Raw genomic sequence first — 22,969 nt, 5'->3', positions numbered from 1 at the left:
CTCTCCTCTATCGAGTACTGCTCTACCGCTCGCGGGTCTCGAACTCGCCGTTGATCACGGTTCCCAGCGGTGCGTCGCGCTCCGCCTTCTTCGACGCCTCACGCATCTCGATTCCGTCGGTGATCAGGTCACCGATCTCACGAGTGACGTCGCGGACGGCTCCGGCAATGATCACCACGATCCGGCCGACGTGCTCCGCGGCCGATTCGGTGAATTCCTGCACCGTGTCCTTGTTGCGCTCGAACTTTCCTACCAACAGGACCGCCCCCTTCGAAGTCGTCACGCTGCGCTGGTCTTCTTACGCTCGACGATAACACCGGCCGGAGCCGCCGATCCCGTGAGCGAGTTGGGCAGCGCGAGCTTGAAGATCTTGCCCCACACAGTGCCGATCTGGTGGAAGAAGCCGCCCGTGTTGTAGGGCAGGTCGTACTTCTCGCACAGGGCCTTGACCTCGGGCGCGATCTGCGGGTAACGATGCGCAGGCAGATCGGGGAACAGGTGGTGCTCGATCTGGTGCGAGAGGTTGCCCGACATGATGTGGAACAGCGGGGTGCCCTCGATGTTGGCCGATCCCAGCATCTGACGCACGTACCACTCGCCGCGGGTCTCCTCGGCGGTCTCTTCCTGGCTGAAGGTCTGGACTCCGGTCGGGAAGTGGCCACAGAAGATGATCGAGTAGGTCCACACGTTGCGGATGAGGTTCGCCGCAACGTTGCCGACCACGGTGGAGACGAAGAACGGGCCGGTCAGCGCCGGGAAGATCACGTAGTCCTTGAGCGCCTGCTTGCCCGCCTTGCGCCACATACCCTGCAGCAGCGGCTTGACGTCGTGCCACTTGCGCTTACCTTGAACTATGTTCTCGGTCTCGAGGTCGTGCAGCATGACGCCCCACTCGAAGAACGTCATCAGCAGGAACGCGTAGACCGGGTTACCCAGGTAGTACGGGTTCCACTTCTGGTCCTGGTCCATGCGCAGAATGCCGTAGCCGATGTCGCGGTCCATGCCGACGATGTTGGTGAAGGTGTGGTGCATGTAGTTGTGCGAGTGCTTCCACTGATCTGCCGGGCAGACGGTGTCCCACTCGAACACCTCGGAGTTGAGGCCTGGCTCACGCATCCAGTCGTACTGGCCGTGCATGACGTTGTGGCCGATCTCCATGTTGTCGAGGATCTTCGCCACGCCGAGAGCACCGACACCGGCCAGCCACGCCGGCGGGAGGAACGGCAGGTACATCAACGCGCGTCCGGTGATCTCGAGGCCGCGCTGGGCCTTGATGATCTTGTAGATGTACTCGCGGTCCTCGTCGCCGAGCTTGGCGACGGTGCGGGCGCGCAGGTCGTCGAGTTCGCGGCCGAGTTCCTCGACCTGCTCGAAGGTCAGCACGGTCGGCTCGTCCGGCACGGTCTCGTCGCGACGGAAGGGTAGGACGGTGGTGGGCAGGATCGAGAGAATCGTTCCGAGCATCTGATGATCTCCAATTCGATCGGGTCGAGATGGGTCTGGGGCTATCGGTGTTCGCGGAAGGATCTAGATGTCGATGTCGACGTCGCCGACCGCGACGGACACGCAGAGCTGGATCTTCTTGTCGGATTCGGTGTCGGTCTCACCGGTCTTGATGTTCTTGGTGCAGCCGGACTTCTTCACCGAGGTGCAGGTGAAGCAGATACCCATTCGGCAGCCGTTGGCCGGGGAGAGTCCCGCTGCCTCGGCCTGCTCGAGCAGAGTCTCGCCGTCGTTCTCCGAGGACACATCGCTGCCGGAGAACGTGGTGGTTCCGGTGACGTCGTCGCTGACCGTGGCGAACGAGGGAGTGAATTCCTCGAGGTGCAGCCGCTCGCTCAGGTCTGCGTCCTCGAAGAAGGACGTCACACCCTTCATCAGTCCGGGAGGTCCGCACAGGAAGGTGTCGGCCTCGGCGAACCATGGGGCAACCGCATCGAGGTGTTCCTGACCGAAGAATCCGTACAGGTCGCCACCGGTCTTCTGCTCCGTGTAGGCGAAGACGATGTTCACGTTCTCGTGCTCGGCGGCGATCTTCTCGAGGTCCTTCTTGTACGCCACGTCGTTCTCGGTGAACGCGTAGTGCAGGAAGGTCAGGTCGCTGCTGTACCCCTCGTCCAGCAGCGACCTGAGCATGGACAGCACCGGCGTGATGCCGCTGCCACCGCTGATCAGCAACGTCTTTGCCGGGCGTGGTCGGGGAAGCTCGAACGTGCCGTCCGCCTGCGAGAGGCTGACCACAAGTCCGACGTGTGCGTTCTTGTGCAGGTACTGCGACACCAGGCCCTCGGGATGCGCCTTGATCGTGAGTTCGATCCGGCCGTCCTTGCGGTACTGCGAGCAGGCCGGCGAGTAGCAGCGGGTGTGGCGAACGCCGTCGATGACGACTCCAACCTGAACGAATTGGCCGGCCTCGAATCCCTTCCACTGACGCGTGGGACGGATGGTGAGCGTCAACGACTCTTCGGTGGACCGGTGTATCTCGGTCACTTCGCCGCGCAGGTCTCGAACGGTCGTCATGGGGTCGACGAGTTCGAGGTAGCGATCCAGCGCATGGGGTGTGGCCATGGCCTCGAACAGGGAAAGAAGCGAGAACTTGCGCGAACCCGAGGTCCGCGACGACCGTTCTTGAAGCGTCATTCCATCCTCCCTAACCGGATCGAAACCAACGACCCATTCAGTGAACGATTGTGCACTAACATGAGTGTGACAGAGCGACACCGGTACCTGTCAACGTTTATGTGACGGCCATTACAGACCCGAACGACAGTTCACCGGTGACGGGGAAGGAACCGGAAGGGGGATCACAGAATGCGCGCCCATAAACTGGACGTTGTGACAGAACCGGGGACCCGCGCCGAGCGCAAGGAGCGCACGCGTCAGGCTTTGATCGAGGGCACCCTCGATCTGCTGCGTGAGCGTTCGTTCGCCAGCGTCAGCCTGCGCGAGGTCGCCCGATCCGCCGGCATCGTCCCCACGGCGTTCTACCGCCACTTCGCGTCCATGGAGGACCTCGGCGTCGCTCTCGTCGAGGACAGCATGCGCATGCTGCGACAGATGCTGCGCGATGCCCGACGCACCCCGAGCGCCAGGACAGCCACGGAGTCCTTCGGCATCCTGGTTCGCCAGGTTCGTACTCACGAGGATCAGTTCCGATTTCTCAGTCGCGAGCGGTACGGCGGCGTCACCGAAGTGCGCCGCGCCTTCGCCACCGAGCTACGACTGTTCGTCAGCGAGCTGACCATAGATCTGTCCCGCATGCCCGGCCTCGAGCAGTGGGACGTCGCCGACCTCGAGATGACCGCCGATCTGCTCGTCTCGACGATGCTCACCGCCGTGGTCGGTCTGTTGGAAATAGACAGACCGGGTAGTCAGAACGAGAAGGATCTGATCGACCGAACCGAGAAGCAGATCCGCATGATCATGCTCGGGATGAGCCGCTGGGAACCACGACGGGCTTGACCGTTCGAGAACGAGACGGCCGCGAAGGGATATTAATGACCGAGGTAAGTGTCGGCGAGTACGTGTTCGACGTTGCGATGTCGGGACCGTCCGACGGTGTTCCCGTCGTTGCGCTGCACGGCTTTCCACAGACCAACGCGTCGTGGTCGCGGGTGACCCCCGGATTGACGGCCGCGGGCTGCCGCGTCCTGGCCCCCAACCAGCGGGGCTACTCCCCCGGTGCCCGCCCGGTCGGCGTCGAGCACTACCGCATCGAGCGTCTCACCGAGGACGTCCTCGGTCTGCTCGACGCCTTCGACCTGACCTCGGCGCACCTGGTGGGTCACGACTGGGGCGCTGTGGTCGCCTGGCATGTCGCCGCCGAGCATCCCGACCGCGTGCGAAGCCTCACTGCCGCATCGGTTCCGCACTCTGCGGCGTTCAACTGGGCCATTCGCGAAGACCCGGATCAGCAACAGCGGTCGCAGTACTTCGGCTTGCTTCGCGAACCCGAGAAGGCCGAGCGAGTACTGACCGAGAACGGCGCACAGCGGTTGCGCGCCATGTTCGGTGCCGAAAGCCTCGACGACGAATACGTTCGGCATTTCGTTGTGCCCGGGGCGCTGACGGCCGCATCGAGTTGGTACGCAGCGATGACCAAAGAGTTCGCGAACCTGCCGCCGGTGACGGTTCCCACCACCTACGTCTGGAGCAACGGCGACACCGCTATCGGTCGAGCGGGAGCGGAGCGCTGCGGCGAGTTCGTCGACGCGCCGTACCGCTTCGTCGAACTCGACGGCATTTCGCATTGGATCCCGGAAGAAGCACCGGGGGAACTGACCGCCGAGATTCTGGCCCGAATCGAGTCCGTCTAGACCTGTTGTGGTGCGCGCACCTTCAGCAGCGCCAGCAGCCCGGCTGCAAGGACGATGATCAACCCGGCGATACCCGCGCGGTCGGCGTCGAACATCCACACGAACAGTCCGAACAGCGACGGCGCGAGAAACGATGCCGCCCGACCCGTCGTCGCGAAAAGTCCGAAGAACTGACCTTCTCGTCCGGGTGGAGCGAGCCGGGCGAGGAACGTACGCGCGGATGACTGGGCAGGTCCGACGAACAGGCACAGGATCAGCCCGAAGATCCAGAACATCATCGGTCCCGACACGAACAGCAGCACGGTCCCGGCGGCGATCATGGACGTGAGCGAGAAGACGATGACCTTCTTCGGCCCGATTCTGTCGTCGAACCGTCCGGCGACGATGGCCCCGAGACCGGCGATGACGTTGGCGGCGACGCCGAACAGCAGGACGTCGCCCGCACCGATGCCGTAGACGCTGACGGCGAGTACCGCTCCGAACGTGAACACACCCGCCAGGCCATCGCGGAACAATGCACTGGCTATCAGGTAGTGGACGGCGCGGCGGTCCGCACTCCACAACTCGCGTACATCGCGAAAGAGAACGCGATAGGACTCCGCGAAGCCTGCCTCGGCAGCCTTGGGATCGGCGACGGCTCGGGGTACTTCGGGAACAGCGCTCAGCACCGGAATGGCCGAGACGGCGAACCACACGGCCGCGAGCAGCGCCACGAGCCTGATGTTCAGGCCGCCGTCGGTGCTCAGGCCCAGAACTCCGCGGGTGTCACCGTCGCCGACGATGAATCCGACGTAGCACAGCAGCAGCAGCACGATTCCGCCGAAATAGCCCATGGACCAACCGAACCCGGATACTCGTCCGATGTTCGCCGGAGTGGAGACCTGCCGCAGCATCGAGTTGTACGGGATGCTGGCCAGCTCGAACATGATGGATCCGAGACCGAGCAGCAGCAGGCCCAACCACAGATAGTGGTAGTCGTCTCGGACGAAGAACAGGCCGGCCATGGCGACGACCGTCAGCGCGGTCAACACCCCGAGCAGCCACTTGCGTTTGCCGCGCGCATCGAAATACTGCCCGCAGACCGGTGCAAGGAGCGCGATGACAACGCTGGAGACGGCAATCGTCCAGCTGAACCAGGTCGTGGCCGAGATCGAACCGGGCAGGTCGTCGCCGACGGCGTCGGTGAGATACACCGAGAACACGAACGTGAGGATCACGGCGTTGAATGCGGCCGAGCCCCAGTCCCAGAACCCCCAGGCGGTGACCTGCTTACGCGTTGTGGCGACTCCGACGACGGCGGCCTCCGGCTGGGTTCCCATGGTTGCCAACAGTAGACCGCGGCTGCCCTCGTGTGCAGTGCACCTAGTTGCATAGTCACCGCGTTGCATACATACTCTCGATTGTGGCTTTGGAACACGCGATTCTGGTTTCCCTCACCGAGCTCAGCGGCTCGGGATACGAGCTCGCCCGCAGGTTCGACAAGTCCATCGGATTCTTCTGGAGCGCAACGCACCAGCAGATCTATCGAACGCTGACGCGGATGGACGGGGCCGGGTGGATCACCGGCGAGGCTGTCGCGCAGGACGGTCGGCCGGACAAGACGGTCTATTCGGTAAGCGCTGCGGGCCGCGCCGAGCTCGATCGCTGGATCGCCGCGCCGACCGATCCCTCGCAGCTACGCGAGGAACTCGCCGTCAAGATTCGCGGTGCCGCCAACGGTGACATCGACGCTCTCAAGGTCGAGGTCGCCCGCCACCGCGATGTCCATGCCACCCGCCTCGACGTCTACCGATTGATCGAGAAGCAGGATTTTCCGGCCCCCGCTGCCCTCACCGGCACCGCGTTGCACCAATACCTGGTGCTGCGTGGCGGAATTCGCGTCGAAGAAGGATTCACCGAGTGGTGCACCGAGGTATTGGAGAAGCTGTGAAGACCGAGCAGACCGTTGGCCCGTACCCGATTCTGTTGTCGCCGTTGAACGTCGGCACCACAACCCTGAAGAACCGCGTGATCATGGGCTCGATTCATACCGGCCTCGAAGACCGCGCCCGCGATACCGGCCGCTTGGCGGCCTACTTCGCCGAGCGTGCCCGCGGCGGAGTCGCCCTCATCATCACCGGAGGCTATGCCCCCAATCGCACCGGTTGGCTGTTGCCGTTCGGAGCCAAGCTGACCAATCGCATCGAAGCCCGTCGGCACCGACGGGTCACCGCTGCCGTGCACCGGGAAGGTGGCAAGATCGCGCTGCAGATCCTGCACGCCGGCCGCTACTCGTATCAACCGTTCAGTGTGTCGGCATCCTCGATCAAGGCCCCCATCAACCCCTTTCGGCCTCGGCGACTCACATCGAGAGGCGTCCGCTGGCAGATCCGAAACTACGTGCGCTGTGCCCGTCTTGCCCAGAGCGCCGGGTACGACGGCGTCGAGATCATGGGCGGCGAGGGCTATTTCATCAACCAGTTCCTCTCCGAACGCACCAACAAGCGGCGTGACGAGTGGGGCGGTTCGGCGGAAAATCGCCGTCGGATGGCCGTGGAGATCGTGCGACAGACGCGGGCGGCGGTTGGCCAGGACTTCCTCATCGTGTTCCGGCTGTCGATGGCCGACCTCGTGGAACAGGGCCAGAGCTGGAACGAGATCGTTGCCCTGGCGGAGGACGTCGAGGCTGCAGGCGCGAACATCATCAACACCGATATCGGCTGGCATGAATCTCGGGTTCCGACCATCGTCACCTCGGTTCCGCGAGCAGCATTCGCGGACATCACCGGCAAGCTGGAGAAGCACGTGGCCATTCCCGTCGCCGCGTCCAATCGCATCAACATGCCCGAGATCGCCGAGAACATCCTCGCCCGCGGCGATGCGCAATTGATAGCGATGGCCAGGCCGATGCTGGCCGATCCGTTTTGGGTCGAGAAGGCAGCCACCGACTCGGCAGACCGGATCAATACTTGCATCGCGTGCAATCAGGCCTGCCTCGACCACGCCTTCGTCCACAAGAAGGTCTCGTGCCTGGTCAATCCTCGTGCCGGACGTGAGATCGATCTACAGCTGCTGCCGACGAAGAAGACCAAGAAGGTCGCGGTCGTCGGAGCCGGGCCCGCAGGCCTGGCCGCCGCACTCAATCTCGCGCAGCGCGGACACGCCGTCAGCCTGTTCGAGGCGAGAAGTGAGATCGGCGGGCAGTTCGGTATCGCACGGTTGATCCCCGGCAAGGAGGAGTTCGCCGAAACGATCCGGTACTTCTCGAGCGCGCTTCGTAGCGCGGACGTCGCGGTGCACCTCGACACCAGGGTCACCGCCGCGGAGCTGATTGCGGGCGAGTTCGACGAGGTGGTGCTGGCCACCGGCGTCACTCCCCGGATTCCGAGCATTCCCGGCATCGAACACCCGTCGGTGCTGTCGTACGCGGAGCTGGTGCGCGACGGTAAGCCCGTCGGCGATCGAGTCGCGGTCATCGGTGCCGGCGGTATCGGTATCGATATCTCCGAGTTCCTCACCACCGACGCCTCCCCCACGTTGGATCTGAAGGAATGGAAGCAGGAGTGGGGCGTCACCGAGCCCGAGGCCGCACCCGGGGCGTTGACCACTCCCGTGCCGGCACCGTCCCCGCGGGAGGTGTATCTGCTGCAGCGAAAGGCCGGACGCATCGGCGCAGGGTTGGCGAAGACAACCGGGTGGGTACATCGTGCCGCCCTCAAAGCGAAAGGTGTGCATCAGCTTTCGGGCGTGAACTACGAGAAGATCGATGACGCGGGGTTGCACATCTCCTTCGGGGAGAAGCGCGAACGTCCGCGTCTGCTCGAGGTCGACACCATCGTGATCTGTGCGGGCCAGGAATCGGTCCGCGACCTGGTCGACGAGCTGAAGGCCGCGGGTACAACCACGCACATCATCGGCGGTGCAGACGTCGCGGCCGAGTTGGACGCCAAACGGGCGATCGAGCAAGGCACCCGGCTCGCGGCCACGATCTGATCTGTCCGCTAGCCTGTCTCACCGTGAGCCTGCCCAAGCCCAGCCCAGATGCCCGCGCCGTTGTCACCGGAGCTTCTTCCGGAATCGGTGAAGCCCTGGCCACCGAACTCGCCGCCCGTGGTCATGCACTGATCATCGTGGCCCGACGCGGCGAGCTGCTCGAGGCGTTGGCTGCGAAACTCACTGCCGAGCACGGCGTTGCCGTCGAGGTACGTCAGTCGGACCTGTCGAATCGCGAGCAGCGACAGGCACTGGTCACCGAGTTGTCAGAGCGCGAGATCTCCATCCTGTGCAACAACGCAGGCATCGCAACGTTCGGACCGGTGGCCGGTCTGGACCCGGCGTACGAGCGCGATCAGGTCGAATTGAATGCCGTTGCGGTACACGACCTCACGTTGGCCGTCATGCCCGGCATGATCGGCCGCGGAGCCGGCGGCATCCTCATCACCGGTTCGGCTGCAGGCAACATGGCCATCCCCAACAATGCGACGTACGCGGCAACCAAGGCCTTCGTCAACACGTTCTCGGAGTCACTGCGCGGTGAGCTCGCGGGCACCGGCGTCAACGTCACCCTGCTCGCTCCGGGCCCGGTCCGCACCGAGACACCGGACCCGGCCGAGGCCTCGATCGTCGACAAGATGGTTCCCGACTTTCTGTGGATCGACAGCGCCTACACCGCGAAGCTGTCCCTCGACGGCCTCGCGAAGAACAAGATGCGCGTCGTACCGGGCCTGCTGAGCAAGGGTATGTCCATCGCCGGGCAGTACAGCCCACGCAGCATCTCCGCACCGATCATCGGCAGCTTCTACAAGAAGCTCGGCAGCTAGCGCCGGCGACGGCGACCGGTTCCGAAGATGCTGCGCGAGATTTCTCGCCCGGCAGCCGAGGCGGCCGATCGCAGGAAGCTCTTGACGGCCGGGTTGCCCATGATGCGCTCCGCGGCCGACGGGCCGTCCGGCTCGCTCGGGGGTAGATCCGGCAGATCCGCAGGCAGGGGCGGGATGTCGAACTTCTCGGCGGGATCTGGCACGTTCGCCACGCGCGCGTTCATGCGCTCGTAGGCCGACTCGCGATCGATCGTCTCGCGGTACTTCGCAGACAGTGCGCTCGACGACGCGGCCGCTGCGATGGCGTCGTTGCCGATGGTGTCCATCAGGGAACGGGGCGGGCGAATCTTGGTCCAGGCCACGGGCGTCGGGGCACCCTTCTCCGAGAGCACCGTCACGATGGCCTCACCGGTGCCCAACGACGTCAGTGCCTTCTCGAGGTCGTACGCATCGGTCTTGGGGTATGTGCGCACCGTCTTGTTCAACGCCTTCTGATCGTCGGGCGTGAACGCGCGCAGGGCGTGCTGAATCCTCGCACCCAACTGGGAGAGAACGTCGTTGGGAACGTCGGTGGGCAGCTGCGTGCAGAAGAAGACGCCGACGCCCTTCGAGCGGATGAGCTTGACCGTCTGTTCCACCTGCTGCAGAAACGCCTTGGACGCATCGGCGAACAGCAGGTGTGCCTCATCGAAGATGAAGACCAGTTTGGGCTTGTCGATATCACCGACCTCGGGAAGCGTCTGGAACAGGTCGGCGAGCACCCACATCAGGAAGGTGGAGAACATCACCGGCCGCGACGCCTGCGCTCCGAGCTCGAACAGTGTGATGACACCTCTACCGTCCGCCCCGACGCGCAGTAGGTCCTCGGTCTCGAGTTCCGGCTCGCCGAAGAAGGTGTCGCCGCCGTCTGCTTCGAGGTTGACCAGCGCGCGCAGAATGACGCCTGCTGTCGCTGAAGAGACTCCGCCGATGCCCTTCAGGTCGGCCTTCCCCTCGTCACTGGTCAGGTGCATGATCACCGACCGCAGATCCTTCAGGTCGAGCAGGGCGAGCCCCTGGGAATCGGCCCAGTGAAAGATCAAGCCGAGGGTGGATTCTTGAGTGTTGTTCAGCCCCAACACCTTACTGAGCAGAATCGGTCCGAACGCGGTGATGGTGACACGGACCGGTACTCCGATTCCGTCGGTGCCGAGGGAGAGGAACTCCACAGGATGTCCGGCGGGCACCCAGTCCGGAATACCGGTATCGACGGCTCGGCTGCGGATCTTCTCGTTGTCTTCACCTGGCTTCGACAGGCCCGAAAGATCGCCTTTGACGTCAGCCATGACTACGGGAACCCCTGCAGCGCAGAGCTGTTCGGCAATACCCTGCAGTGTCTTCGTCTTTCCGGTTCCGGTGGCTCCGGCAACGAGACCGTGTCTGTTCAACGTGGCCAACGGAATTCGAATGCGGGCAGACGGATCGGTGACGCCGTCCAGCACAACAGTTCCCAATTCCAACGCGGCGCCCTCCGAGGTGTACCCGGCGGCGATCTCGGCAGCCTTGCCGGTCGACGTCGGGGTCACCCCCTGTTCCGCAGCCAGCGCCTCGGCTTCGGCGGCATCGGCCGCGGCCAGCGCCTCGGCGGCCACCCGTGCCGCTTCGACGGCCGCGGCCTTGGCAGCCTTCGCCTTCTCTGCCGGACTGAGCGTGGGTGCCGGCTGCGTCGGGTCGACTGTCATGTCCGCGTCCTCCATGAACTGTGCTGATGCTGAACTGGCTCGATCGCCACCGCAAACCCTAGCGGTATCGCAGCTCGCACTAAGGTGGAGCGAGTGCAGGACAAACTCGTGTGGATCGATTGTGAAATGACCGGCTTGGATCTGAGCAAGGACAAGCTGATCGAAATTGCGGCGCTGGTGACCGACAGTGAGCTCAACATCCTCGGGGAGGGTGTCGACATCGTCATTCACGCCGACGACGACGCGTTGGCGAACATGCCTGCCGTCGTCACCGACATGCATGCCAAGTCGGGCTTGACCGACGAGGTGCGGGCGTCGACGGTGTCGCTGGAGGAAGCCGAGCAGCGGGTGCTGGCGTACATCAAGGAGCACGTCCCGGTGGCCGGGACCGTTCCTCTCGCGGGAAACTCGATCGGCACCGATCGCGGTTTCATCTCTCGCGACATGACCGCGCTCGATACCTATCTCCACTACCGCATGATCGATGTCAGCTCCATCAAGGAACTCTCCCGCCGGTGGTACCCGCGGATCTACTACGGACAGCCGGCCAAGGGCCTCGCCCACCGGGCTCTCGCGGACATCAAGGAGTCGATCAAGGAGCTGCAGTACTACCGCCGAACGGCATTCGTAGCGCAGCCGGGGCCCTCGACCAGCGAGATCGCGGCCGTCGTTCAAGATCTCGACACGCAAGCAGGGGTGGATTAGCAACCCGGGAATCAACCCGCTAGTATTGTCGACGCTGCTGATGGAGAGCCACAAAAGGTTCTGCGGACGCGTGCAATGGTGGGCGTAGTTCAGCTGGTAGAGCACCAGGTTGTGATCCTGGATGTCGCGGGTTCGAGTCCCGTCGCTCACCCCATACGAACAAGGCCGGTCTCCTCGCGAGACCGGCCTTTTTCGTGCGCGCGTTGCGCGGCCTCAGAGTGCCTCGATTCCCCAGACACCCCCTCCGACCTCGAATTACGTTGTTGTAATTCAACTTTCAGGTTTCCTGTGGGGTTAATGTGACGTACGGTTACCAATGGCACTTTTGGGGAAGAAAAGTACCAATGTGATTCATGTGTTTTTTGCTACGTGAGTTCAGCGTGCCCCGAAGCGTCACCGATACATGTTCTTACGTCCTGCTCGCACCCATCCGACGGTGCGCGTCGGGCGCAGACGAGGAGGCTTTTCGTGGGTCGCAGAATGCACAGAGTCATAGCGGGTTCGATCTTGTCGGCAGCACTGTGCATCGGCACAACCGGCTTGTTCAGCCCAGCGGTGGCCACCGCTCAACCCACGATCGAACTCCCCCAGATCCCGATACCGCAGCCCGACGCGCAGCAACGGGCTGCGATTCTCGCCGCCGTGCTCGACGCCACCGGCGTCCTCATCAACCAGGTCGCAGCAATAGTCCTCGACAGCGATGTGCTCACGGCACCCGACGCACCGTCCACGGCGGACCTGCCCGAGATCGAACTACCGATCGCCCCGCCGACCGTCGGCCTCGGCGGAGCAGTGCTCCCCATCGATGCAGGCAAGTACCGCATCAGCTCGGGCTACGGCGGACGCAACAACCCCACCGGCAACGGATCGCAGTACCACCAGGGCGTCGACTTCGCGGCAGACAGCGGTACTCCCATCTACGCGGTGACCGGCGGAACTGTGGTTCAGGCCGGGGATGCAGGCGATGGATACGGCAAGCTCGTCCGAGTCAAGAGCGGCAACACCGAGACCTACTACGGCCATCAGTCCAGTCTTGCGGTCGCGGTCGGCGACGAAGTAGCACCGGGCGATGTCCTGGGCGCAGTCGGTAACACCGGAAATTCGACCGGACCGCACCTGCACTTCGAGGTACGCAACAACGGTTCGAGCATCGAACCGGTGGCGTACCTGAAGACGCTCGGTATCGATCCCTCGCTGTACCAGACTCGCGACCGAAGCTGACCGGAAGAATCGAGACCGATCAGACCGTGGTGGCGTTCCCCGCCTTCCACTCGTCCCAGGGGACATTCCAGTCGCCGAGGCCGTCGGTACCCGACAGCGTTCCGCCGACGGTGTTCTTCACGACGACGATGTCGCCGCGCTTGGTGTTGTCGTAGACCCACTTCGCGTTGGTGGGACTCAGGTTCAGGCAACCGTGTGAAGCGTTGGAATAGCCCTGCTGCCCCACCGACCACGGTGCGGAGTGGAAGAAGATGCCGCTGTAGGACATTCGCGTCGCCCAGTCGACCGGAGTGCGGTATCCGCTCGACGAGTTCACCGGAACACCGTAGGTCGAGGAATCCATCACCAGGTGCTCGAAGCGGTCCCCGATGATGTAGACGCCGTTGTCGGTGGGTGTGCTGTCCTTGCCCATCGATGTCGGCATGGTGATGACGTCCTGGCCGTTGACGTTGAACGTCACCTGCTTGGTGTTGTCGTCGGCGGTGGCGATGACGGCGTCACCGATCGTGAACGACGTCGTGGCGTTCTCCTGACCGAAGATGTCGTCACCGAGATCGCGCCCGTACACGTTCACCGCAACGTCGACCGTGGTGCCCGGCGCCCAGTAGTTCTGCGGCCGCCAGCGAACTTCGGAGTTGTTGACCCAGTAGAACGCGCCCTCGACGGCAGGAGTCGTGGTGACGGTGATGGCGTTCTGCGCGGCGACCTTGTCGGTGATCGGTTCGTCGAACTGAACCGCGACCGGCTGACCGATTCCGACGATGGCACCGGGGTTCGGCAGCACGTACGGCTTGGTGAAGTTGCCGGGTTGACTGGTGGTGAAGCTCGACACCGTGCTCGACACTCCCCCGAGTCCGTACGCGTCGGCCTGGACGCGGTACTCGCGGTCGTAGCCGAGCGGTTCGGTGTTGGTCCACGACAATCCGTCGGGCGAAATCGCGCCCGAGACGGGTTCTCCCTCTGGATTGAGCATCGTCACCGAAGACAGCTTGCCGTCGGCGACCGAGACGGTCACCGGGTCGGCCGGCGAGAATCCGACGGCACCGTCGAGGACGCTCGAGGTCAGCTTCGGCTTCATCAGCTCGGTCATCGGATTGGAATCGATCGGCACCGACGGTTCCGAGATGTCCGACGCAGAACTACATCCCGACAGGACTGCCACCGAAGCAACCACTCCCACCGCGGCGAGTACGAATCCGCGATACACCCTCATGACACACACCACTTCCCACTTCGAACCCGACCCGGACAATTGTGCCAGCGGAGAATCTGCACACTCCACTCGACAGCCCGTTCGATGAGTAACGTTCGAGTACCAATCGCATACCAGGAAGTTCGTGTTACCTCACGTCCGCTTTTCCTCAGCTCCCAGGCGGGACTCACCGCTCTTCCCCGGGCACGGTGAGGACAACGTCATATCCGGCTAACTGACGTGTAATGACGGCGCACCCTCGGCCGGGCACTGTGGAATCCATGGTCACCACGGTGAAGACACTCTGCGCGTACTGCGGCGTGGGATGCGGCATGGTGCTCGAGGTCGGCGGCCCGTCCACGTCCGCCGTTACGACTGCGACCAGGCCTGTGGTCACCAAATCCGTCGGCGACAAGTCTCACCCGGCCAACTTCGGCCGGCTGTGCACCAAGGGAACCACCACCGCGGACATGCTCGCCGGTCCCGGACGGCTCGAGAAGGCCCAGATTCGGCAGCGCCGCGGTGGGCAGCCGGAAAGTATGGACACCTCGGTGGCGATCAACGACACCGCCCGGCGGCTGCGCGCCATCATCGACGAACACGGCCCCGATGCGATCGCGCTGTATGTCTCGGGTCAGATGTCGATCGAGGCCCAGTACCTGTCGAACAAACTGGCCAAGGGATTCATCGGCACCAACCAGATCGAGTCCAATTCCCGACTGTGCATGGCGAGCGCGGGAACCGGATACAAGCAATCGCTGGGGGCCGACGGTCCGCCCGGGTCGTACCAGGACTTCGACCACGCCGACGTGTTCTTCGTCATCGGTTCCAACATGGCCGACTGTCACCCCATTCTGTTCCTGCGGATGATGGACCGCGTCAAGGCAGGCGCGAAGCTGATCGTCGTCGATCCGCGTCGCACTGCCACGGCGGACAAAGCCCACCTGCATCTGCAACTCGAGCCGGGTTCGGATCTAACGTTGCTCAACGGTCTGCTCGCGCTCATCGTCGAGAACGGCGACATCGACCCCGAGTTCATCGCCGAGTTCACCGACGGGTGGGACGCGATGCCCGAGTTTCTCGGCGACTACACCCCGGACAAGGTGTGCAGCGCAACCGGTCTCGACGAGCAGGACCTGCGAGCCGCGGCCGCGATGATCGGCCGTGCAGAGAACTGGATGAGTTGCTGGACCATGGGCCTGAACCAGTCGACGCACGGAACCTGGAACACCAACGCGCTGTGCAACCTCCATCTGGCGACCGGTGCCATCTGCAAGACCGGTAGCGGACCGTTCTCCCTGACCGGGCAACCGAATGCCATGGGTGGACGGGAAATGGGATACATGGGTCCCGGGCTGCCGGGACAGCGAGCGGTGGTCAACGACGCCGACCGCGAATTCGTCGAGGATCGGTGGGGCGTTCCGCGCGGAACGCTGCGCACCGACGTGGGCGGCGGAACCATCGAGATGTTCTCCAAGCTCGCTGCAGGCGAGATCAAGGCCTGCTGGATCATCTGCACCAATCCCGTTGCCTCGGTGGCCAACAGAACGACGGTGATCGACGGACTCGAGCGCGCCGAGCTGGTCATCACCCAGGATGCGTTCGCCGATACCGAAACCAACGACTACGCCGATGTGATGCTGCCCGCCGCATTGTGGACGGAATCGCACGGAGTGATGGTCAATTCCGAACGCAACCTCACGCTGTTCCAACCGGCGCTGGAGGCACCGGGCGGCGCGCTACCGGACTGGAAGATCATCGCCGACATGGCCTGCGCGCTGGGGTATGCCGAAGCCTTCACCTATGCGAGCGCCGAGGAGGTGTTCGAGGAGATCAAGCTTTTCTGGAATCCGAACACCGGCTACGACATTCGCGGGGTCACCTACGACCGGTTGCGTGAGAGTCCGATCCAGTGGCCGTGCCCACCCGATGCGACAACCACCCGGCACCCGATCCGCTACCTCAACGACGGGGTCAGCCAGACGCAACGGGTATCGGCGGACGGTTCGATCCCCGCGCTGTCCTTTCCTACCCCGAGCGGCCGGGCCCAGTTCTTCGCCAGGCCCGCCATGCTGCCTGCGGAGATGCCCGACGACGACTACCCGTTCCTGCTCAACACCGGTCGACTGCCCCATCAGTGGCACACCATGACCAAGACCGGCAAGGTCGCCAAGCTGAACAAGCTCGATTCCGGCCCGTTCGTCGAGGTGCACCCACTCGACGCCGATCGACTCGGCGTCCTCGACGGCGACAGCGTCGAAGTCGCATCCCGCCGAGGCCGCGCCGTCCTTCCCGCCGTCGTCACCGATCGAGTCCTTCCTGGCAGCTGTTTCGCACCCTTCCACTGGAGCGAAAAATTCGGCGAGTACCTGGCCATCAATGCCGTCACCAACGACGCCATCGATCCGTACTCTCAGCAACCCGAGTTCAAGGCCTGCGCGGTGACGCTCACGAAAGTTGCTGCAGCCCAGTCTCCGTCCCGCGTGAGCGACGACAGTACGGACGACCCGGTCGATGCACTCGCCACGATCGTCGGCCGCCCTGCGCGTCCTTCGCAACCACTGACCACCATCGAACAACGGTACGTGGCGGGCCTTCTCGAAGGTTTGGGCAGTGCGGCGGGTCGCAACGCCGCCGGAACACCCACTCTGCCGTCGCAGACTCCCCTGTCGCCCGAGACCCACGCTTGGCTCGACGGCGTGCTCGCGGGCCTGTACTCGCGTAGGCCCGACACCGACATCACCACTGCCGGCATCTCGGCAGAGGCCGTTCCGGGGGGACGCCCGGTACTGCTGCTCTGGGCCTCGCAAACCGGGACCGCCGAGGAGTACGCCCAGTCCTGCCTCTCCCACCTGCGCGGAGCCGGCCTGACGATCGCCGAACACTCGATGGATACGTTCACCGTCGATCGACTGCCCACCGGGGCCGATGTGCTCATCGTCAGCAGTACCACCGGTGACGGCGAAGCACCCGACAACGGTGCGACGTTCTGGGACAGTCTCGTCGCCGAGACCACGGCGAAGCTCCCGGGAATCCGTTATGCCGTGCTGGCTTTCGGCGACTCCAGCTACGCAGACTTCTGTGGCCACGGTCGCAGGATCGACGAGCGCCTCACCGAGTTGGGTGCCCGGCGACTTCTCGAGCGGGTCGACTGCGAACCCGACTACGAGAACGAGGCGGCGGCGTGGCTCGATGCCGTGGTCGATCGACTCGGGCGCGATGACGGCACCATCCGCGCCGAAGCACGGGTGGAGTCCGTCGAACGCTCGGCTCCGCAGACCCGAGCCCAGCCGGAGCGATACAGCAAGAAGTCGCCGTTGGTGACTACTCTCGTACGCAATCGTGTACTGACCGCACGCGGGTCCGTCAAGGATGTCCGCCAATTCGGATTTCATCTCCCCGACGGCACCCTCGAGTACGAGGTCGGCGACGCACTCGGAGTGTGGCCCCGCAACAGCGATGCCTTGGTCGACGAGTGGCTGGAGGCCACCGGCCTGGACCATGACGCCCCTGTCGACCTCTCCGGATACGGCTCGATGTCGTTGCGCACGGCGCTGAGCTCCCACCTCGAAATCGCCCGTGCAACAACGGATCTACTGAAGTTCGTCTACCGACGCACCGCGGACGACGACCTGGAGGCGATGCTGCACCCCGACAACAAGCACGCGCTGGCCGACTGGATGTGGGGTCGCCAGTCCACCGATGTGCTTGCTGCACATCCGGTTCGAGCATCGGCGGAGGACTGGTTGGGAGTTCTCAAGCCGTTGCAGCCGCGGCTGTACTCGATTTCGTCGAGCCCGAAGGAGAACCCGAACGAGGTACAGGTGACTGTCTCCGCGGTGCGCTACAACGTGCACGGTGTTCCCCGGCGCGGCGTGTGTTCGACGTACCTGGCCGACCATGCGTCGAATGAGGAGGTGGGGATATTCGTGCAGAAGACCTCGCACTTCAGGCCCCCCGACGATCCCGACACCCCGATGATCATGGTGGGCCCGGGTACCGGTGTAGCCCCGTTTCGCGCCTTCCTGCACGAGCGGCGCGCACTCGGGCACACCGGCCACAATTGGCTGTTCTTCGGTGAACAGCACGCCGACACGGACTTCTACTATCGGGACGAGCTGACGGCGATGCTGAGCGACGGTTCGCTGAACCGCCTGGACGTCGCCTTCTCACGCGATCAGAAGGACAAGGTCTACGTCCAGGACCGGATGCGTGAGCACGGGGCGGAGCTGTGGAACTGGATTCACCGCGGTGCCCACTTCTACGTGTGCGGCGATGCGTCCAGAATGGCCAAGGACGTCGATGCCGCACTGAAAGGTGTGGTGGCACAACACGGCAAGCTCGCGCCCAGCAGTGCCGAGGCCTATGTGAAAGCCCTTGCCGCCGAGAAGCGGTACGTTCGCGACGTCTACTGAGTCGGTGGGACCGTGCGGCTCAGGAATTCGATCTGGTCTGCCACCACCTGCTCGAATGCCTCGCCCAGGTATATCTCGAAATGACCGGCGTCGTAGGTCTTGATCTCTGCATGCGGTGCCGTCCGTGCGTAGCGCAGGGTGGCCTTCGCAGGCGCGACCGAGTCGGTCTCGCAGACGACGAACAGGATGGGGCACCGGACGTCTTTCGCCCGACGCCCGGGCCGGTGCCGCACGATGTGCAGCGCGACTCTGGCGGCGACTCGGTTGTGGAACGTCTCGTCGGCATCCGGCGCGAGCGCCAGATAGCCGTCGTAGCTGTCGGGTGAGGTCATCAGCGCGGTCGTCCCTGGTCGCCCGGCCGTGTTCACCATCAGCGGCGGTCGTCCGATCACCGATCCCGCCAGGTCACCCAGTGCCCGGCCGGACAGCTTCACCGACGTCCAGGTGTTCGACGCGAGTCCCGACGCAATCCCGTCGGTGAACGGGCACTGCGAGATCACGGCGGCGACCTGCTGGTCTCGGGCGGCAGCGACGATGACGTGACCACCACCGAAAGACGAGCCCCACAACACGATTCGGGAGTTGTCCACATCCGTACGCGAGCGGGCGTGGGCGATGGCCGATGCCCAGTCCTGCAGCTGTGCCGTGATGTCGAGCAGCTGTCGGGGCTCGCCTCCACTGGCCCCGAAGTAGCGATAGTCGAACACCAGGCAGGCATACCCTGCAGCCCGGAAGCGCTCGGCATAGGCGTCGAGCCGCATTTCCCGAGTTCCGCCGAGGCCATGTCCCATGACGATCACCGGAGCGGATCCGGAACCTGTCGGGAGATAGAGCCACGCCGCGCAGGCGTCTCCGTGAGAATCGAACGTGACATCGATGCGATCTGGGCTCGAGCCCCCCGGCTGCGAATTCATGCGCAGACAGTAGCCCATCCCGGCTGACGGTGGAACAGGTCGACTACCGACCGGAATGCTCCGCGGCATAGGCGTCGACGCGTCCATAGGCGATCTTGGGCGTCCAGTCTCGGCGTACCAACCCGAAGTTCTGTTCGGTGTCTGCGGTGTTCGAGCCGGCGTCGCGGAGGCTGTAGACGTAGGCCGGCCCCAGCCAGTCGCTGCCGAGGACAGCATCGAGCACGATCCCTATGCTGTCCGACTGCACCTGCTCACTGACACTGTTGGGGGCCGTGCCGGTGGGGGCTCCGAACTCGGTGATCCAGATCTGTTTGCCGCTGTCACCGCCGGCAACCATGGTGTCTCGCATGGACCACATCTTCATGGCGGTGTTCCACGACGCTGTGCTCGGGTCGTTGGGGAGATACGGCCACGTGTACGGGTGAACGTTGAAGGCGTCGAAGTACCTGTTCGATCCTTGCGCGTACATCTTCGACAGGAACGTCGTACCCGCGATGTTGCCGTTCGCGTCCTCGGCGGGGGCCATCCCGCCGGCGAGCACGGTGGAATTCGGTTGCACCTGCTTGATCACCGTATAGGTCGCTCTGAGCAGCGCCGAGTACGCCGCCACATCGGGAACGGGCTTGAAGAATGTCACGATGTTCGGCTCGTTCCACACCTCCCAGATCTTGATTCGGCTCTGGTACCGCTGAACCACGGTCTTGGCGAACGCCGCAAAGGTGGATGGGTTCGCAGGTCGTGAGTGCGAATCGTCGACGGCACCGGCCACTCGTGCCCATCTCGGGGTGTACGCGATGATGCCGTGCACGCACATGCCGTGGGCCACAACGGCATCGATGACCCGGTCGGTGCGGCTCCAATCGAATCTGCCCCGTGTCGACTCGATGGCAGACCAATCGATGTCGAGACGAACCGCGAAAGATCCGGCGTCACGGGCAAGAGTGAGCTCCCGATCCAGATCCGCAGGAGACAGCGCACCGATCGTCGCTCCGGGTGAGACTCCGATCCGCATTGCATCCGATTGCCGCGCACATCCTGGATCTCCTGCGGGTGCTTGCTGCGTTCGCAGAGCAGATGCAGTTGCGGGTACCGCCCCGGCCGCGAACGACAACAGCACGACCAACAGGGCTGCACTCGCTCGTCGCGTCGGATTCATTCTCATCGGCAGATGCTAGCAACGACCGGGAACGCGATATCGGTGTATCGGCATTACCCCGTTGTTTCCTGCTTTGTCTCACCGAACCCGAATAACTCACGACAGGCGCGAGAATGCGGGATGCACCGCCCGAGCGTCGGTACGAGAACTCGGCCTGTACTACCATCTGCACAATGACGACAGGATTTCCCGGTTTCGACGACCGCCTGAACGAGCTGCTCGCCAGGCAGGCGGAGAAATCCGGTCTTTCCACCGACGAATTCGTTCGCGGTGCGGTGGTCGACCGGCTCGTACGGGAACTGTCCGAGGATCAGGAATCCGAAGTGGGCGCATTGCTTCGCGCTCTGCAGGAGGGTTCGGAGAAAGGCGTCGGCCCCGCCGAGGTCACGCGAGCGTTCGGCACCCCGATCGACGATCCCGACAGGCTGGCCGCCGTCGCGCGAACTGGACTGATGGACACCGGATCCGACGCGGGATACGACCGGATCGTCACCATGGTGGCCGATGCACTGAACGCCCCGTCGGCTGCGTTCTCCCTTCTCGACGACAAGCGTCAGTACTTCAAGAGCGCCCTCGGGCTTCCCGCGGAACTCGGTGGCGCGCAGGAGGTGCCCCTCGACGGGTCCATCTGCCGCTATGCGATCGATCTCGGTCAACCCTTGGTGGTCGAGGACGCTCGACTCAACGACATCCTCAAGGATCACCCCTCCGTACAGGCCAACCTTCTCGTCTCCTACCTCGGAGTTCCGCTCACCGACGACGCCGGGCACTCCGTGGGCACCCTGTGTGTATGGGATCAGCAGCCGCGCCAGTGGACGACCGGCCACGTACAGATACTGCAAGATCTGGCGTGGATAATTCGCGAGCGTGTTTTCGAATAAGAGGGCTTTTACCCGACGGAAATAAGCATTTTCAACCCACAACCGACTTCAGGTCTTTTTCGATATGTCGACCGGGTAGTCCCTTTCGTGCCGGTATACATTGAATGGGATTTATAGGACCAACCGATCCGAACTAGTCACCGGAAGTAGCTGTGCCGAAGACACTGGATTCACCGCGCACTCGCCCGCAGGCTGCCGAGGCCGACACCGTTGCCGCCCGTCGCCCCCTTGTCGATCGGCTTCGAGTCGATCCCCTCAACACCGTGATCACCGTTGCGGTGGATGTGCTTGCTGCAGCCGTCGCTGTGATCGGAGCCTTGCTCTGGTATTCGGGCAGTCTCACCGACACCGGCTGGCTCCCATGGCTGTTCCTGCCGCTGCTGATCGGAGTCCTGGCCGGCAAGTCGATGTACCGACGCGGCCTTCGGCGCAACTTCCTCGACGAGATCGGTCCGGCCGAAACTGCTGTCGCGTTCGCTTCGCTCGCGCTGTTGGTCGCAATGTTTCTGGCCGACACCGACTATCGGCCCAGCACAGTCGTACTACGCCTGTGGTTGCTGGCCTGCATCACGGTCGCGCTCGCCCGCTTGATCCGTGTCGTCGTCCAGCGCACACTTCGCACCAAGTTCGGATCTGCCGCGCCGACCATCGTGCTGGGCAACGATCCCATTGCGCACCAACTTGTTTCGAGGACACGCCAGTTCCCCGAGTACGGTCTCGCACCGGTCGGCTACGTCGGTGCGGCACCGGTCGCAGACGTCTCGCCCGCCGGCGAGGTGCCCGATCTCCCGCACCTGGGGCTCCCGAGCGATTTCGAGGCAGTTGCGCGGAGAACCGGAGCGGAGGAGCTGATAGTCGCATTCGCACCGACCGAGGACCGAGAGTTGCTCGGCGCCATCAGGACTGCGCACCGCCTCGGTATGCGAGTGTGGGTGGTGCCCAGGCTGTACGACGCCGTGGGCGTCAACACTCGCGTCGAGCACATCGGCGGTCTGCCGTTGATGGTGCTTCCGCACGTGAACCCCAAGGGGTGGCAATTCGCCCTCAAGGGACTTATCGATCGAGTCCTGACCGCATTCGGACTCCTCCTGCTCTCCCCCGTCTTCCTGACGCTGATGCTGCTCGTACGCCTGAGCTCCCCCGGCCCGATCTTCTTCAAGCAGGAGCGAATCGGCCGCGACGGACTGCCGTTCGACTGCCTGAAGTTCCGCTCCATGCGACCGCCGCGGGCATCCGACGCCGAATTCGAGCGGAAGGCCGGTGACGCACCCGGCGGTGTCGAAGGTGTGGATCGACGAACGCGCATCGGAAAGATCATGCGCCAGACCTCGATGGACGAACTTCCACAGTTGCTCAACGTACTTCGCGGCGACATGAGTTTGGTCGGTCCGCGCCCCGAGCGTCCCGAGTACGTCGACCTGTTCGAGATGCAGATCCGTCGGTACGGAGAGAGACACCGCGTCAAGGCCGGTGTGACGGGATGGGCTCAGGTTCACGGCCTTCGCGGCCAGACCTCCATCGCGGACCGCGCCGAATGGGACAACTACTACATCGAGAACTGGTCCGTGTGGCTCGATGTCAAGATCCTGTTCCTCACAGTCCTGGCCGTGCTGAAGCGCGCCGAGGACTGATCGTGATCTACGCCGAAC

At 63.8% G+C, this 22,969-nt stretch carries 18 protein-coding genes and 1 tRNA gene; 11 read left to right on the top strand and 8 right to left on the bottom strand.

Annotation, left to right across the window (positions count from 1 at the left end; genetic code table 11):
* Positions 1–22: 22 nt before the first annotated feature.
* From AABD04_RS09200 to AABD04_RS09190, 3 genes are all read right to left on the bottom strand, one after another.
* Positions 23–256 (bottom strand): hypothetical protein, encoded by a 234-nt coding sequence (locus AABD04_RS09200; protein ID WP_341442991.1) that lies wholly within the window; start codon positions 254–256, stop codon positions 23–25.
* A 23-nt stretch (positions 257–279) separates the two neighbouring features.
* Entirely contained in the window at positions 280–1,464 is a 1,185-nt protein-coding gene (locus tag AABD04_RS09195) for a fatty acid desaturase family protein (protein ID WP_341440975.1), read from the bottom strand.
* Positions 1,465–1,527: 63 nt separating this feature from the next.
* The gene (locus AABD04_RS09190; protein ID WP_341440974.1) at positions 1,528–2,640 is read right to left on the bottom strand and encodes a ferredoxin reductase; all 1,113 of its coding nucleotides are present in this window, start codon (positions 2,638–2,640) and stop codon (positions 1,528–1,530) included.
* A 171-nt stretch (positions 2,641–2,811) separates the two neighbouring features.
* Here AABD04_RS09190 and AABD04_RS09185 point away from each other — a divergent pair, with 171 nt between their 5' ends.
* Both AABD04_RS09185 and AABD04_RS09180 read left to right on the top strand, forming a co-directional pair.
* Complete coding sequence (locus AABD04_RS09185; RefSeq protein WP_341440973.1) at positions 2,812–3,462, top strand: TetR family transcriptional regulator; 651 nt, start codon at positions 2,812–2,814, stop codon at positions 3,460–3,462.
* Between the two features lie 35 nt (positions 3,463–3,497).
* On the top strand, positions 3,498–4,316 hold the full coding sequence (locus AABD04_RS09180; RefSeq protein WP_341440972.1) for an alpha/beta fold hydrolase: 819 nt from the start codon (positions 3,498–3,500) through the stop codon (positions 4,314–4,316).
* On the opposite strand, the gene AABD04_RS09175 is transcribed toward AABD04_RS09180, so the two are convergent.
* Positions 4,313–5,635 carry an MFS transporter gene (locus AABD04_RS09175; RefSeq protein WP_341440971.1) on the bottom strand — a complete coding sequence of 441 codons (1,323 nt, stop codon included), beginning with the start codon at positions 5,633–5,635 and terminating at the stop codon, positions 4,313–4,315. The genes AABD04_RS09180 and AABD04_RS09175 overlap by 4 nt on opposite strands.
* A gap of 83 nt (positions 5,636–5,718) precedes the next feature.
* Here AABD04_RS09175 and AABD04_RS09170 point away from each other — a divergent pair, with 83 nt between their 5' ends.
* From AABD04_RS09170 to cmrA, 3 genes are read left to right on the top strand one after another with little or no spacing between them, the layout of a single operon-like run.
* Entirely contained in the window at positions 5,719–6,246 is a 528-nt protein-coding gene (locus tag AABD04_RS09170) for a PadR family transcriptional regulator (protein WP_341440969.1), read from the top strand.
* On the top strand, positions 6,243–8,288 hold the full coding sequence (locus AABD04_RS09165; RefSeq protein WP_341440968.1) for a 2,4-dienoyl-CoA reductase FMN-binding domain-containing protein: 2,046 nt from the start codon (positions 6,243–6,245) through the stop codon (positions 8,286–8,288). The genes AABD04_RS09170 and AABD04_RS09165 overlap by 4 nt, the downstream gene beginning before the upstream one ends.
* A gap of 23 nt (positions 8,289–8,311) precedes the next feature.
* Positions 8,312–9,115, top strand: a complete 804-nt coding sequence (cmrA, locus tag AABD04_RS09160) for a mycolate reductase (protein ID WP_341440967.1) — start codon at positions 8,312–8,314, stop codon at positions 9,113–9,115.
* On the opposite strand, the gene AABD04_RS09155 is transcribed toward cmrA, so the two are convergent.
* Entirely contained in the window at positions 9,112–10,836 is a 1,725-nt protein-coding gene (locus tag AABD04_RS09155) for a helicase HerA-like domain-containing protein (RefSeq protein ID WP_341440966.1), read from the bottom strand. The genes cmrA and AABD04_RS09155 overlap by 4 nt on opposite strands.
* Before the next feature lie 93 nt (positions 10,837–10,929).
* On the opposite strand from AABD04_RS09155, the gene orn reads away from it, so the two are divergent.
* From orn to AABD04_RS09140, 3 genes are all read left to right on the top strand, one after another.
* Complete coding sequence (gene orn, locus AABD04_RS09150) at positions 10,930–11,541, top strand: oligoribonuclease (protein ID WP_341440965.1); 612 nt, start codon at positions 10,930–10,932, stop codon at positions 11,539–11,541.
* A 78-nt stretch (positions 11,542–11,619) separates the two neighbouring features.
* Positions 11,620–11,695, top strand: a tRNA-His gene (locus AABD04_RS09145).
* A 326-nt stretch (positions 11,696–12,021) separates the two neighbouring features.
* A complete protein-coding gene (locus AABD04_RS09140; RefSeq protein ID WP_341440964.1) occupies positions 12,022–12,762 on the top strand; it encodes a M23 family metallopeptidase in 741 nt (246 codons plus the stop codon).
* Positions 12,763–12,781: 19 nt separating this feature from the next.
* On the opposite strand, the gene AABD04_RS09135 is transcribed toward AABD04_RS09140, so the two are convergent.
* Positions 12,782–13,975, bottom strand: a complete 1,194-nt coding sequence (locus tag AABD04_RS09135; protein ID WP_243594111.1) for a L,D-transpeptidase — start codon at positions 13,973–13,975, stop codon at positions 12,782–12,784.
* A 260-nt stretch (positions 13,976–14,235) separates the two neighbouring features.
* On the opposite strand from AABD04_RS09135, the gene AABD04_RS09130 reads away from it, so the two are divergent.
* A complete protein-coding gene (locus tag AABD04_RS09130) occupies positions 14,236–18,369 on the top strand; it encodes a bifunctional nitrate reductase/sulfite reductase flavoprotein subunit alpha (protein ID WP_341440963.1) in 4,134 nt (1,377 codons plus the stop codon).
* On the opposite strand, the gene AABD04_RS09125 is transcribed toward AABD04_RS09130, so the two are convergent.
* Complete coding sequence (locus AABD04_RS09125; RefSeq protein WP_341440962.1) at positions 18,363–19,283, bottom strand: alpha/beta hydrolase; 921 nt, start codon at positions 19,281–19,283, stop codon at positions 18,363–18,365. The genes AABD04_RS09130 and AABD04_RS09125 overlap by 7 nt on opposite strands.
* A gap of 43 nt (positions 19,284–19,326) precedes the next feature.
* On the bottom strand, positions 19,327–20,445 hold the full coding sequence (locus AABD04_RS09120) for an endo-1,4-beta-xylanase (protein WP_341440961.1): 1,119 nt from the start codon (positions 20,443–20,445) through the stop codon (positions 19,327–19,329).
* Between the two features lie 167 nt (positions 20,446–20,612).
* On the opposite strand from AABD04_RS09120, the gene AABD04_RS09115 reads away from it, so the two are divergent.
* Positions 20,613–21,320 carry a GAF domain-containing protein gene (locus AABD04_RS09115; RefSeq protein ID WP_341440960.1) on the top strand — a complete coding sequence of 236 codons (708 nt, stop codon included), beginning with the start codon at positions 20,613–20,615 and terminating at the stop codon, positions 21,318–21,320.
* Positions 21,321–21,472: 152 nt separating this feature from the next.
* Positions 21,473–22,951: a sugar transferase gene (locus AABD04_RS09110; protein WP_341440959.1), complete on the top strand. Its 1,479-nt coding sequence runs from the start codon at positions 21,473–21,475 to the stop codon at positions 22,949–22,951.
* Positions 22,952–22,969: the final 18 nt, after the last annotated feature.

The organism is Rhodococcoides navarretei, assembly GCF_038069675.1.
In the GTDB taxonomy this organism is placed as follows: domain Bacteria; phylum Actinomycetota; class Actinomycetes; order Mycobacteriales; family Mycobacteriaceae; genus Rhodococcoides; species Rhodococcoides navarretei.
This window is presented reverse-complemented; position numbering and strand designations above follow the sequence as displayed.